The following is a 13,802-nucleotide window of genomic DNA, read 5'->3' as shown; positions in this document are numbered from 1 at the left end:
CGGATAAATTTGCATCAAAAGCGGTCAAAAGAGCACGTTATTTCTACAGTTCTCTAAATTTATCTGCGAAAAGAGCCACTTTTTCCCAATTGGTGTACTCCACCTCTTTGGTCGTATCGGTTTCTCCACCCGTCATCGACATAATGAACCTAATCATAGTTCTGTCGAACCAGCTATAACGTGGGTAATAAAGTGCACCAGCAAAAACACCGATTAGCGTTGGTTTCCAAGGGGACTTAATTAGGAACTTGCGAATGTAGGCACTACCTTCAGGTGTATCCTTTCCTTGGTCCTCTTTACGAGCGGTTAAGTTTACGCAGAAAAATGCCACTTTATTTTGCTCCAATTGATTGAGGTTTCGCTCAATAAACTGGTATAGCTTTTTATTAAGATGGCCATAGCGAATAGAGGCGCCTATCAATACTCTGTCGTATTGGCTGAAGTCAATCGTCTCGACATTATGTAAATCCACCAGCTCACAATCGAAATCTGGAAGTTGTTCATCTATATAGTGGAGAATTTTTTTAGTCTGCCCTTCGCGGGAAGAGTATAGAAATAATGCTTTTGCCACGATTTCCCCTTAGCTACGCCAAAACGTCGGCGTAAGTAGAATAAGTAAGGTAAAGATTTCCAAACGACCAAACAGCATAGAAACTATTAATACCCATTTTGCTTTGTCGTTAACATCACCAAAGTGAAGCGCAACTTCTCCCAAGCCAGGACCGAGGTTGTTCAGAGTCGCAGCCACCGCCGAGAACGCACTGAGCTCATCCATTCCTGTTGCAATCAACCCCAACATACAAACCACAAATACCAATGCGTATGCGGAGAAGAAACCCCAAACCGCATCGACAACACGTTGCGGTAGGGCACTGCCACCTACTTTGATGGTGTAAACCGCGCGTGGATGGACTAAACGTTTTAGTTCACGCGCACCTTGTAAGGTAAGAAGCAGGATACGGATCACTTTCATGCCGCCGCCTGTTGAACCAGCACAACCACCTATAAAGGAAGAGAACAATAACAGCACAGGTAAGAAGAGCGGCCAATCCGCAAAACCTGTTGTCGTAAAGCCCGCTGTTGTGGATATTGATACGGTTTGGAACAGAGCCTGATCGAAAGCATCGTATGTCGATGTGTAAGAATGATGTTTCAGTAATAATAGAAAGCAAATGATAAATAGCAGCACTTGAATAAACAAGAAGGCGCGAAACTCAGGATCTTTCCAGTAATACTTGGGATGTACGCCACCTGATGCAAATGCAGCAAAGTGCAGTGTGTAATTACATGCAGATATAAGCAGAAAAACCACAGTAATCAGGTTAATCGCGTAACTATCAAAATATCCGATGCTGGCATCGTGGGTAGAGAAGCCGCCAATAGCAATGGTGGAAAAGCTGTGACTGATGGCGTCAAATGGCGTCATACCAGCTAACCAAAAAGCCGAAGCACAGGCGATAGTCAGGCTCAGATAGATGTACCAAAGCGCCTTAGCAGTTTCTGCTATGCGCGGCGTCACTTTAGTGTCCTTGACTGGACCAGGGATCTCGGCGCGGTAAAGCTGCATACCACCAATGCCAAGTACTGGCAAAATCGCCACCGCTAATACGATGATTCCCATACCGCCGAACCACTGCAGTAACTGTCGATAGAATAGAATCGCTTTAGGTAACTCATCCAAACCAACAATAACGGTCGCCCCGGTCGTCGTGAGAGCAGAAAACGATTCAAAAAACGCATCTGTCACTGAGACGTTCGGGTTGTCAGCAATGAGAAAGGGGATCGAGCCTGCACTGCCAAGTACTGTCCAGAATAAGACGACAATAAGAAAGCCATCTCGAGCTTTAAGCTCGTGCTTATACCTGCGGTTTGGGTACCAACAAACGGCCCCACAAAACAGCAGAACAAAAAATGTCGTGACAAAAGGCACACCAGCACCATCTCGATAGATCAGCGCAACGAGTGCTGGCGCAAGCATAGTGACACTAAAGAGTGCGAGCAGTAGCCCGACGATTCGAATAATTGAACGAAATTGCATGGATAAATTGACTAGCGAAGCTGTCCCTGTTGCTTCCTGTTTTTCATTATTGTCCGTCTAGCGGAGTGACAATTGCCTTTGCCCCGCTTTTATTGATGATTGCTTGGGTAAACGCGCTCACTTCTCGAAGCTCAATTTCCACCACTAATACGACCTGATCGCTGTATTCAGCCTCGACTTCTATCGCACCAAATTGCGGCATGATTGATTGTGCGATAGGCATAAACCCATAGTCTAACGTTAGTCTGAGCTTTGTGGTTATTTTTTTCTCAATAGTTTGAAGCAGCTTGAGCGCTTGTTGAACCCCACCCCCATACGCTTTAACCAAGCCGCCTGTACCTAACTTGATTCCACCAGAGTATCGCGTGACCACAGCCGTGATCTCCCCCACCCCAGATCCAGACAGCTGCGCCAGGATTGGTTTGCCTGCCGTCCCTGAAGGTTCTCCATCATCACTAAAGCCCCACTTCATCGAATCTTCTGGTCGACCAGCAACAAAGCCCCAACAGTTATGTCTAGCATCAGCGTGTTTAGCTTTGATTTGATCAACAAATGCTTTTGCAGCTTCGATACTTGGCGTGTGTGCCAAATAAGTAATGAAGACGCTCTTTTTAATTTCTTCTTCAAATTGAGCGGGCTCTGCTGGAATCAGATAAGGCTTGTCATTCATAGGATTATGGATTCATGTCTATTTGCCTGAAGTCTATCACGAGTGTGATTTACCCGTCGCATAAGATCTGCCACAGCGCACAATGTTAAACACTTGTTTAAAAAATGTATTGAAATTAAACAATCCACGATCCAAACTAACCTTACTGGTCAAACCAGAACAAAAATAAAACGACTTCCTCGATACCTATTTGCCGAGGTACACGGCGTCGTTGAAATAGGTATACAGACAATCCACGATTGTATGTCATGGAGATAGACAATGATTTACCAAGCCGAAACCCTACAGGTAAAGGAAATACAAGATGGTATTGCAGAGCTAAGCTTCTGCTCTCCAAAATCCGTCAACAAACTCGACCTAGCGACATTAGAATCGCTAGATAAAGCTCTTGATGCGCTCATTGCCCATCAAGGCCTCAAGGGGTTGTTGCTCACTTCAGATAAAGACGCATTCATTGTAGGCGCAGACATTACCGAGTTTTTAGGTCTGTTTGCTAAAACGGATGCCGAGCTCGACCAATGGCTGCAATTTGCTAATAGCATCTTTAACAAATTAGAAGACTTACCCGTTCCGACCATCTCAGTGATCAAAGGCCACGCTCTTGGTGGCGGTTGTGAATGTGTGCTAGCAACAGACATGCGTATTGGTGACAAAACCACCAGCATCGGCCTACCAGAAACGAAACTGGGAATCATGCCGGGCTTTGGTGGTTGTGTACGCTTACCTCGCGTTATTGGCGCAGACAGCGCAATGGAAATCATCACCCAAGGTAAAGCATGCCGAGCTGATGAAGCATTGAAAATTGGCTTACTCGATGCAGTTGTAGAGACTGATGCTTTATACGAATCAGCACTAAAAACTCTTGACTCTGCAATTAACGAGAAACTTGACTGGCAAGCACGCCGAGCACAGAAAACATCTCCGCTAACGCTGAGTAAGCTTGAATCAATGATGAGCTTCACCATGGCGAAGGGTCTGGTGGCACAAAAAGCAGGCCCTCACTACCCTGCCCCAATGACAGCCGTTATCACGATTGAAGAAGGTGCTCGCTTTGCACGTAATGAAGCGTTAGACATTGAACGTAAGCACTTCGTGAAATTGGCTAAATCGGAAGAAGCAAAATCACTCGTTGGCCTATTCCTTAATGATCAATACATCAAAGGCATTGCGAAAAAAGCAGCGAAGTCAGCAAGTAAAGACACGCAACGTGCAGCCGTGTTAGGTGCAGGTATCATGGGTGGCGGCATTGCTTACCAATCAGCGCTAAAAGGTGTGCCTGTCTTAATGAAAGACATCGCGCAAGCGTCGCTCGACCTAGGCATGACTGAAGCATCTAAGCTGCTGAATAAACGCTTATCTCGCGGTCGCATTGATGGCTTTAAGATGGCGGGTATTTTAGCGTCAATCACACCGAGCCTACATTACGCAGGTATTGAAAACTCTGATGTGATTGTTGAAGCTGTCGTTGAAAACCCGAAAGTAAAAGCAGCAGTTTTAAGTGAAGTTGAATCCCATGTCGGTGACGACACCGTTATCACCTCAAACACCTCGACGATTCCTATCAACCTATTGGCAAAATCACTAAAACGCCCAGAAAACTTCTGTGGTATGCACTTCTTCAACCCAGTGCATCGTATGCCTCTTGTTGAGATCATCCGTGGTGAGCACACCTCTGATGAAACCATCAACCGTGTTGTGGCGTATGCTGCGAAAATGGGCAAATCACCAATTGTCGTTAATGACTGCCCAGGGTTCTTCGTTAACCGCGTATTGTTCCCATACTTTGGCGGTTTCAGCATGCTACTTCGTGATGGTGCTGACTTTACGAAAATCGACAAAGTCATGGAGCGTAAGTTTGGCTGGCCGATGGGACCGGCGTACTTGCTTGACGTAGTCGGCATTGATACCGCGCACCACGCACAAGCTGTGATGGCTGACGGTTTCCCTGAGCGTATGGGTAAACAAGGTCGTGATGCGATTGATGCACTGTTCGAAGCAGACAAATATGGTCAGAAAAATGGTAATGGCTTCTACAGCTACACCATAGATAAAAAAGGTAAGCCGAAGAAAACCTTCTCCGAAGCGATCTTACCGGTACTTGCTGACGTTTGTGCCGATAAGCAGGACTTTGACGATCAGACCATCATTCAACGTATGATGATTCCAATGATTAACGAAGTGGTGCTGTGCCTACAAGAAGGCATCATCGCGACTCCGCAGGAAGCAGATATGGCATTGGTTTATGGTCTTGGTTTCCCTCCATTCCGCGGTGGCGTATTCCGCTATCTAGACAGCGTGGGTATTGCTGAATACGTTGAAATGGCAAAACAACACGCCGAGCTAGGTGCGATGTACCAAGTACCGCAAATGCTGATTGATATGGCGGCGAAAGGTGAAAGCTTTTACGGTGCACAACAGCAAGGTTCTATCTAAGGAGGGATTCTAAAATGACTAATCAAACAAGAAATGTTGTCGTAGTCGATTGTCTACGTACTCCAATGGGTCGCTCTAAAGGTGGTGCTTTCCGTCATACACGAGCAGAAGATCTATCTGCGCGCCTAATGAAAGGCATTCTTGCGCGTAACCCACAAGTGAACCCAAGCGAGATTGAAGACATCTACTGGGGCTGTGTACAGCAAACACTAGAGCAAGGCTTTAACGTTGCACGTAATGCGGCGCTGCTTGCTGGTCTGCCGATTGAAATTGGCGCCGTGACGGTGAACCGCTTGTGTGGCTCATCAATGCAAGCGCTTCACGACGGTACACGTGCCATCATGACTGGCGATGCTGAAATCTGCCTAATTGGTGGTGTTGAGCACATGGGGCATGTGCCAATGAACCACGGTGTAGACTTTCACCCAGGTATGTCAAAGAACGTAGCAAAAGCTGCGGGCATGATGGGCTTAACGGCTGAAATGCTTGGTAAATTACATGGTATTAGCCGTGAGCAACAAGACGAGTTTGCCGCTCGCTCTCACGCTCGTGCGCACGCAGCAACCGTAGAGGGTCGTTTTAAAAACGAAATTCTACCAATTGAAGGCCACGCAGCAGACGGCACACTGTTCACTCTGGATTACGACGAAGTGATTCGCCCTGAAACATCCGTTGAAGGTCTATCTCAACTTCGCCCAGTGTTCGACCCTGCAAACGGTACAGTAACAGCCGGTACATCATCGGCTCTGTCTGATGGTGCATCAGCGATGTTGATCATGAGTGAAGAGAAAGCCAATGAGCTTGGCTTGAAGATTCGTGCACGTATTAAAGGCATGGCCATTGCGGGCTGCGATCCTTCTATTATGGGTTACGGTCCTGTACCTGCGACGAAAAAAGCGCTCAAGCGTGCCGGTCTTTCAATTGAAGACATGGATGTGGTTGAGCTAAACGAAGCATTTGCCGCGCAGTCTCTGCCGTGTGCTAAAGACTTAGGCCTGCTTGATGTTATGGATGAGAAGGTCAACCTTAACGGTGGTGCGATAGCATTGGGTCATCCACTAGGCTGTTCTGGTTCACGTATCTCAACAACGTTGATCAACCTAATGGAAGCGAAAGACGCGAAATACGGTCTGGCCACCATGTGTATCGGTTTGGGTCAGGGCATTGCGACAGTATTTGAACGACCATAACAGTTCAAGACGTTGTTGTAGTGATCGAGCCAACAATCATAAGCAAATGAACTAGTACTAAAATTTTTAGTATTACACTTAAGGGCGACAATTGATGTCGCCCTTTGTTTTACATCAAACATGCATGAAGAGCATACATTAAATGCTCAAGTTTCATTTTATTCATAGACAAAGAAGACATACACTTAGACCAGTTAATATCTTGCTGCATGTGACCCAGAGTCATGCTACCGCACAATCGGAGAACCTTATGTTTAATGCTCTAGTTCTAAATCAAGAAGACAAACGTACTATCGCTAACATCGAGCAAATCGATGAAACACAACTGCCTGAAGGCGACGTTCTGATTGACGTTGATTACTCATCGTTAAACTACAAAGACGGTCTTGCGATCACAGGTAAAGGTAAAATCATCCGTAACTTCCCGATGGTGCCAGGTATTGACCTAGCAGGTACGGTAGTAAGCTCAGAAGACGACCGCTACCAAGCTGGTGACAAAGTTGTCCTTACTGGCTGGGGCGTGGGTGAAAACCACTGGGGTGGTATGTCTCAGCGTGCTCGTCTAAAAGCGGATTGGCTAGTACCACTACCAAAAGGTCTAGACAGCAAGAAAGCAATGATGGTTGGTACTGCTGGCTTCACTGGTATGCTGTGTGTTCAAGCACTGCTTGATGCAGGCATCAAACCTGAAAATGGCGAAATCCTAGTAACTGGCGCAAGTGGCGGTGTAGGCTCAGTCGCAGTAACGCTTCTAGCACAGCTTGGCTACAAAGTTGCTGCAGTGACAGGTCGTGTAGAGGAAAACGGCCCGCTACTTGAAAAACTAGGTGCTAGCCGCATCATCGACCGTACTGAATTTGAAGAACCAGCACGTCCGCTTGAAAAACAAGTATGGGCAGGTGCGGTTGATACTGTAGGAAGCAAAGTACTAGCAAAAGTATTGGCGCAAATGGATTACAACAGTGCAGTTGCAGCTTGTGGTCTTGCTGGTGGTTTTGATCTACCAACCACAGTGATGCCGTTCATCCTACGTAATGTTCGCCTACAAGGTGTGGACTCAGTAATGTGCCCAACAGAGAAACGTATCGCTGCATGGGAAAAGCTGGTCGAGCTACTACCAGACAGCTACTTCGAGCAAGCGTGTACTGAAGTTGCTCTTGCTGAAGCACCGAAATATGCAGAAGACATCACCAACGGTCAAGTAACGGGTCGTGTGGTTATCAAGCTATAAACACTGACTCAGTGTAAATAGACGAAGAGCCGGCATTGCTGGCTCTTTTTTGTTAGCAGTTCAGTCCCATATCTTCGATACGTTTAGCTATCAGACGGCTACACTCTTCACGCACAATCGTTCTTAACCATTCTTGAGCGGGAGAATGTTCGCAACGCGCATGCCAAATCATCGAGTATTCAAACGGCGTGAATTGGAATGGTAATGGTTTCACCACCAAGTCATAACGCTCGGCAACCAGATACGCCAAATCCGCTGGTACTGTGATGATAATTGGCAAGGTATCCATGATCGCCAATGCGGCTTCTAAATGATAAGCCCGCAGAACCATTTTACGCTTAGGTTTCTCCATCAAAGCTTGTTCGATCAGTGCCTTAACACCATCACTGATGGCGATCATGGCATGTGGATGACTCAGATAATCATCCAAGCTCATTTCTTTATTCGCTAATGGATGCTGTTTTGAAAGCATACACAGCACCCCCACTCGCCCCAACACTTCACTGCGTAGAGGCTCCACCGGGCCTGTCGGGCGACAAATCGCTAAGTCTGCACCTTCATAAGTGAGCTGATCTGATAAACGGTCGTGTTGCAGTGGTAAGAAGTTGAAAGACACGTTTGGCGCTTCTTGGTAAATTCTCGGCAAAGCGAACGGTAAGATCGTTTGCATGGCATAGTCGGTGGTCACGATGTTGAAAGTCTGCACGCATTGCAATGGGTCAAACTCAACCGGAGATAACAACTGACGTAAAGACTCTAATGGCTCGCCCAATGAGCGATCGATCTCTAACGCTTTCTGAGTTGGGATCAAATGCTGTCCCTGACGAGTAAACAGCGGATCTCCCAATAAGTCACGCAGACGACCAAGCACACGACTCATTGCCGATTGACTCAAGTTCAGACGTGTTGCTGCCTTACTGACACTGTTTTCCTCTATCAGTACTCGCAACGCAACCAGTAAATTTAAATCTCGGCGATAGATATCTTCCAGTTCCACGAATTAGCCACTTATTTTGTATGTGTTTGGGTAAATTGTACTCTTTAGGCAAAAAAAATCCCGCCTTTCAGCGGGGAAGCCCAAGAAAAATGGGGATAGTGTCGGAATGAAGTGTCGGTAAAAAATAGGTGAGCGTTATTAAAAGCATTCTGATCCAAGCAAGAAGCGCTAATTTTCTTGCTCAGATGCGCCAGACCATCTGCGCATCTCGATCCAAATCCCAATAATAGTGGCAACCATGCCTACAAGAGGCGTCAAAGAGGTGTCAGCTGGCGTCCTGAGTACCAATGCACAAAACGAGATAAAACACAGCACTGAGTAAATCGTAAGTCTGTCTAACGCTGTTAACATTGCCTCTCCCTTGCCAGTTGTTACCAAATTGTTAATTTAAGGTAAAACAAAAAATTCGGTTTGCCAAGTGGTTATTGAATATTTTTTCAACGAAAGTAAAATTCAACGCTCAGTTAGTTACGAGAATCACACTATGAGCTTTAATCCTGAACTGGCAAACAAGACATTAGAGGCGGAAGGACTGCGCTGCCCAGAGCCAGTGATGATGGTCAGGAAGACAATTCGCAACATGCAAGATGGTGAGATTTTGCTGGTCAAAGCAGACGATCCATCCACAACTCGAGACATTCCGAGTTTCTGCCGCTTTATGGACCACCAATTAGTTGCGGCACAAACGGAGCAAGTTCCGTATCAGTACCTGATCAAGAAAGGATTGGAATAATCTGGTCGAACTAAAAACGGCAGCCAATATTGGCTGCCGTTTGTTTATTCGTCGTATTCGAGTGTGCGAACTTCTGATTGGAGCTTGTTAAGTTGTTTCTTCATTGCCCGCATCTCTTCATGCATAGGAATGATGTGAGCGACACGAATCCACGCTTCTACTGTCAATCCAGTAAGAACGAACGATCCTGCTACAATCGGTAACCACATATCAGTTAGCACCATCGCTAGTAAACACAGCGCTAAACCAAAAGTGAATAAATAACTCTGACTCTTCGGGGACATCCCCATGTAACGTGTAAGCATAAACTTGCCCTCTCGCTATCATTCACACCATTAAACTACCATGACAAGTATGACACTTATATGTCATCCGTCACGCAACGGAACGATTTAGAGTCAGAGTTTGAACTCGCGCAGCACGCTACTAATGATTGATAACTCACATCATTTCACGTGCAAAAAATCAGAACAGTGCAGCCCCTATTGCCAGAGCAATAAACAAAAATGCGGTGATTTTACGGATCAGCCCTAAAGGCATCTTGTCGGCCGACAATTTACCAATCAGGACCACAGGTACATTCGCCAGCAGCATACCGATTGTGGTACCGATAATCACCAAACTTAACGCATCCGCGTATTGCGCCCCTAAGATGGAAGTGGCGATCTGAGTTTTATCGCCTATCTCCGCAACGAAGAACGCGATAAAGCTGGCAATAAATGGGCCTCGATTAGAAATCTGCTCGTCATCATCCAGTTTGTCCGGGATCAGAACCCAAGCCGCCATCGCGACAAAACTGACCACCAGCACCCACTTTAAAATCTCAGGTGATAGATAGTCTGCGACAACCACACCTAACCATGCAGCCAAAGCGTGGTTGGCAATAGTTGCCAAAAAGATTGCTGCAATAATTGGGATTGGTTTTCGGTAACGACTTGCGAGTAATAGAGATAGCAATTGGGTCTTATCGCCAATTTCTGCTAACGCTACAGTAGTAATTGAAATAGCTAAAACGCTCACGACATGCTCATTGGGGCAGGGATTATTATTTTTAACCGAAGACAAACCTCACGCCCCTACCCCGGTTCGTGATGATTTGTCTAAGGTCTTGCTAAACTTGAAAGGCTTCAAGTCTCGAACGCCATGGTGATTTTGCACCAATTATGTTGACGGACGAACCAGATGAAACAGAAACTTCATCAGGTAAGCTACTCCCCAAAGACAGGCGCAATTCTAGCCACCTTTGTTGCGCTTCTCAAGAGCCAAAGCAGGCGAAAACTCCCTTTTAGGAAAAATACAGCAGATAACGCGGTAAAAATTCATTAAAGGAGAAAATCGCCCACGAATTAATCAAGATTAGCTCTACTCCCATGCTCAATATCTGGTTATACTAGATTGTTAATTTATTCAACCGTAATTACTCTTTATCGCCGTTGTTAGAGTTGAAAAACTCGGCATAGATGACGAATTAACGAGTAACAAGAGAATCGCGCGAACCTGACTTATGCAAAAATACGATATCAAAACCTTCCAGGGAATGATCCTCGCGCTGCAGGATTATTGGGCTCAAAATGGTTGTACCATTGTTCAACCGCTAGATATGGAAGTGGGTGCGGGTACCTCTCACCCAATGACCTGTCTACGAGCGCTTGGCCCAGAGCCAATGTCGACAGCTTACGTACAACCTTCACGTCGTCCTACTGATGGCCGTTACGGTGAAAACCCTAACCGTCTTCAGCACTACTACCAATTCCAAGTAGCGCTAAAACCATCGCCTGACAATATTCAAGAGTTGTACCTTGGCTCCCTTGAAGTTCTTGGTATTGACCCTCTTGTACACGACATCCGTTTCGTAGAAGACAACTGGGAAAACCCAACACTAGGCGCATGGGGTCTGGGCTGGGAAGTTTGGCTAAACGGCATGGAAGTGACTCAGTTTACTTACTTCCAGCAAGTTGGTGGTCTTGAGTGTAAGCCAGTAACTGGTGAGATCACTTACGGTATTGAACGTCTAGCAATGTACATCCAAGAAGTAGACTCTGTTTACGACCTAGTTTGGAACATCGCGCCAGACGGCAGCAAAGTGACTTACGGTGACATCTTCCACCAAAACGAAGTAGAGCAATCAACTTACAACTTCGAGCACGCAGACGTTGATTTCCTATTTGGTTTCTTCGAACAGTGTGAGAAAGAGTGTAAAGAGCTGCTTGAGCTTGAAAAGCCACTGCCACTACCTGCTTACGAGCGCATTCTAAAAGCTGGTCACGCATTCAACCTACTAGACGCGCGTAAAGCGATCTCAGTAACTGAACGCCAACGTTACATCCTACGCATCCGCAACCTGACGAAAGCAGTTGCAGAAGCATACTACGCATCGCGTGAAGCTCTTGGCTTCCCAATGTGTAAGAAAGAACAAGCGTAAGGGGTAGAGTAACATGGCAAAAGAATTTCTAATCGAGCTAGGTACAGAAGAGCTACCACCAACGCAACTTCGCACTCTAGCTGAAGCATTCGCAGCAAACTTCGAAGCAGAACTAAAAGGCGCTGAGCTTGCTCACGAAGGCGTGAAATGGTTCGCGGCGCCTCGTCGTCTTGCACTTAAAGTCGCTGCACTAGCAGACAGCCAGTCTGACAAAGTTGTTGAAAAACGTGGTCCTGCGGTTTCTGCAGCATTTGACGCAGAAGGCAACCCAACAAAAGCGGCTCAAGGCTGGGCACGCGGTTGTGGCATCACGGTTGACCAAGCAGAGCGCATGGTTACAGACAAAGGTGAATGGCTACTGTTCAAACAAGAAGTGAAAGGTCAGCCAACGTCTGAGATCGTCGTTGAACTTGCAGCGAAAGCACTAGCAAACCTACCTATCGCAAAACCAATGCGCTGGGGTAACAAAACGACTCAATTTATCCGTCCAGTTAAGACGCTAACCATGCTAATGGGCAGCGACCTAATCGAAGGCGAGATCCTTGGTGTTGCTTCAGACCGCACTATCCGTGGTCACCGCTTCATGGGTGAGCAAGAGTTTACTATCGATTCTGCTGAGCAATACCCTGCGATCCTAGAAGAGCGCGGTAAAGTAATGGCAGATTACGAAGCGCGTAAAGCAATCATCCTAGCTGACGCACAAAAAGCGGCAGCAGCAGTTGGCGGTATCGCTGACCTAGAAGATGACTTAGTAGAAGAAGTAACGTCTCTGGTTGAATGGCCAGTGGTACTAACAGCGAAGTTTGAAGAAGAGTTCCTAAAAGTACCTTCTGAAGCATTGGTTTACACCATGAAAGGTGACCAAAAATACTTCCCTGTTTACGACGAAAACAAGAAGCTACTACCTAACTTCATCTTCGTATCGAACATCGAATCAAAAGAGCCTCGTTACGTAATCGAAGGTAACGAGAAAGTGGTTCGTCCTCGTCTTGCTGACGCAGAGTTCTTCTTCAACACAGACCGTAAGCGTCCGCTTATCGACCGTCTGCCTGAACTAGAGCAAGCGATCTTCCAAAAGCAACTGGGGACGATCAAAGACAAAACAGACCGCATCACAGAACTTGCTGGCTACATTGCTGAGCAAATCGGTGCTGACGTTGAGAAATCAAAGCGTGCTGGTCTACTAGCAAAATGTGACCTAATGACCTCAATGGTATTCGAATTCACGGATACTCAAGGTGTTATGGGTATGCACTATGCTCGTCACGACGGTGAAGCAGAAGAAGTTGCAGTAGCACTGAACGAGCAATACATGCCTCGTTTCGCAGGTGATGAACTGCCATCAAACGGTGTTTCAACTGCAGTTGCAATGGCAGACAAGCTAGACACTATCGTAGGTATCTTCGGTATTGGTCAAGCACCTAAAGGCAGCGATCCATTCGCACTACGCCGCGCATCTCTAGGTGTACTACGTATCATCGTTGAATACGGCTACAACCTAGATCTTGTTGACCTAGTAGCGAAAGCGAAGTCACTGTTTGGCGATCGCCTAACCAACGACAACGTTGAGCAAGACGTTATCGAGTTCATGCTTGGTCGTTTCCGTGCTTGGTACCAAGACGAAGGCTTCAGCGTAGACATCATTCAAGCAGTTCTAGCGCGTCGCCCGACGAAACCAGCAGACTTCGACCAACGAGTTAAAGCGGTTTCTCACTTCCGTGAACTAGAAGCAGCAGAGTCTCTAGCAGCAGCGAACAAACGTGTAGGTAATATCCTAGCGAAATTCGACGGCGAACTAGCAGCAGACATCGACCTAGCACTTCTACAAGAAGACGCAGAGAAAGCACTAGCAGAAAGCGTTGAAGTAATGACGGAAGCGCTAGAGCCAGCATTTGCTACAGGTAACTACCAAGAAGCCCTAAGCAAGCTAGCTGACCTACGTGAACCAGTTGATGCATTCTTTGATAACGTAATGGTAATGGCAGACGACGAAGCACTTAAGAAGAACCGTCTGACACTACTGAACAACCTGCGTAACCTGTTCCTACAGATCGCAGACATTTCTTTGCTTCAAAAGTAATTCATTAC

Annotated in this window: 13 protein-coding genes; 6 read left to right on the top strand and 7 right to left on the bottom strand. The window is 46.5% G+C overall.

The genetic code is table 11. The annotated features are described in order from the left end of the window. Positions 1–43 precede the first annotated feature (43 nt). Genes hemG through R7F67_RS19115 form a run of 3 tightly spaced genes read right to left on the bottom strand, consistent with a single transcriptional unit; the run spans position 44 to position 2,708 of the window. The gene (gene hemG / locus R7F67_RS19125) at positions 44–571 is read right to left on the bottom strand and encodes a menaquinone-dependent protoporphyrinogen IX dehydrogenase (protein ID WP_005378894.1); all 528 of its coding nucleotides are present in this window, start codon (positions 569–571) and stop codon (positions 44–46) included. A 9-nt stretch (positions 572–580) separates the two neighbouring features. After that, positions 581–2,038, bottom strand: a complete 1,458-nt coding sequence (locus R7F67_RS19120; protein ID WP_005378893.1) for a TrkH family potassium uptake protein — start codon at positions 2,036–2,038, stop codon at positions 581–583. A 46-nt stretch (positions 2,039–2,084) separates the two neighbouring features. Next, positions 2,085–2,708 carry a YigZ family protein gene (locus R7F67_RS19115; RefSeq protein WP_005378891.1) on the bottom strand — a complete coding sequence of 208 codons (624 nt, stop codon included), beginning with the start codon at positions 2,706–2,708 and terminating at the stop codon, positions 2,085–2,087. Positions 2,709–2,969: 261 nt separating this feature from the next. On the opposite strand from R7F67_RS19115, the gene fadB reads away from it, so the two are divergent. The 3 genes from fadB to R7F67_RS19100 all read left to right on the top strand — a co-directional run bounded on the left by fadB (position 2,970) and on the right by R7F67_RS19100 (position 7,562). Then, positions 2,970–5,141: a fatty acid oxidation complex subunit alpha FadB gene (gene fadB, locus R7F67_RS19110; RefSeq protein WP_258476234.1), complete on the top strand. Its 2,172-nt coding sequence runs from the start codon at positions 2,970–2,972 to the stop codon at positions 5,139–5,141. 14 nt (positions 5,142–5,155) lie between these two features. Beyond that, entirely contained in the window at positions 5,156–6,331 is a 1,176-nt protein-coding gene (gene fadA / locus R7F67_RS19105) for an acetyl-CoA C-acyltransferase FadA (RefSeq protein WP_006743176.1), read from the top strand. Between the two features lie 250 nt (positions 6,332–6,581). Continuing rightward, positions 6,582–7,562, top strand: a complete 981-nt coding sequence (locus R7F67_RS19100) for an MDR family oxidoreductase (RefSeq protein WP_213962126.1) — start codon at positions 6,582–6,584, stop codon at positions 7,560–7,562. A 52-nt stretch (positions 7,563–7,614) separates the two neighbouring features. Here R7F67_RS19100 and R7F67_RS19095 read toward each other — a convergent pair whose 3' ends face one another. Beyond that, positions 7,615–8,559 carry a LysR family transcriptional regulator gene (locus R7F67_RS19095; protein WP_017821924.1) on the bottom strand — a complete coding sequence of 315 codons (945 nt, stop codon included), beginning with the start codon at positions 8,557–8,559 and terminating at the stop codon, positions 7,615–7,617. A 168-nt stretch (positions 8,560–8,727) separates the two neighbouring features. Beyond that, on the bottom strand, positions 8,728–8,910 hold the full coding sequence (locus R7F67_RS19090) for a hypothetical protein (RefSeq protein WP_005378880.1): 183 nt from the start codon (positions 8,908–8,910) through the stop codon (positions 8,728–8,730). A 133-nt stretch (positions 8,911–9,043) separates the two neighbouring features. On the opposite strand from R7F67_RS19090, the gene tusA reads away from it, so the two are divergent. After that, on the top strand, positions 9,044–9,292 hold the full coding sequence (tusA, locus tag R7F67_RS19085; RefSeq protein ID WP_005378879.1) for a sulfurtransferase TusA: 249 nt from the start codon (positions 9,044–9,046) through the stop codon (positions 9,290–9,292). Between the two features lie 44 nt (positions 9,293–9,336). On the opposite strand, the gene R7F67_RS19080 is transcribed toward tusA, so the two are convergent. Both R7F67_RS19080 and R7F67_RS19075 read right to left on the bottom strand, forming a co-directional pair. Further along, a complete protein-coding gene (locus R7F67_RS19080; RefSeq protein ID WP_005378878.1) occupies positions 9,337–9,597 on the bottom strand; it encodes a hypothetical protein in 261 nt (86 codons plus the stop codon). Positions 9,598–9,757: 160 nt separating this feature from the next. Further along, positions 9,758–10,312, bottom strand: a complete 555-nt coding sequence (locus tag R7F67_RS19075; RefSeq protein WP_005378877.1) for a TMEM165/GDT1 family protein — start codon at positions 10,310–10,312, stop codon at positions 9,758–9,760. A 484-nt stretch (positions 10,313–10,796) separates the two neighbouring features. On the opposite strand from R7F67_RS19075, the gene glyQ reads away from it, so the two are divergent. Continuing rightward, entirely contained in the window at positions 10,797–11,714 is a 918-nt protein-coding gene (gene glyQ / locus R7F67_RS19070; RefSeq protein ID WP_005451074.1) for a glycine--tRNA ligase subunit alpha, read from the top strand. Between the two features lie 13 nt (positions 11,715–11,727). Beyond that, positions 11,728–13,794: a glycine--tRNA ligase subunit beta gene (gene glyS, locus R7F67_RS19065; protein ID WP_005378875.1), complete on the top strand. Its 2,067-nt coding sequence runs from the start codon at positions 11,728–11,730 to the stop codon at positions 13,792–13,794. Positions 13,795–13,802 lie beyond the last annotated feature (8 nt).

The sequence above is a fragment of the Vibrio sp. YT-17 genome, from assembly GCF_033337375.1.
Taxonomy (GTDB): domain Bacteria; phylum Pseudomonadota; class Gammaproteobacteria; order Enterobacterales; family Vibrionaceae; genus Vibrio; species Vibrio alginolyticus.
The sequence above is the reverse complement of the archived record's forward strand: the minus strand, read 5'-3'. Positions and strand labels throughout refer to the sequence as shown.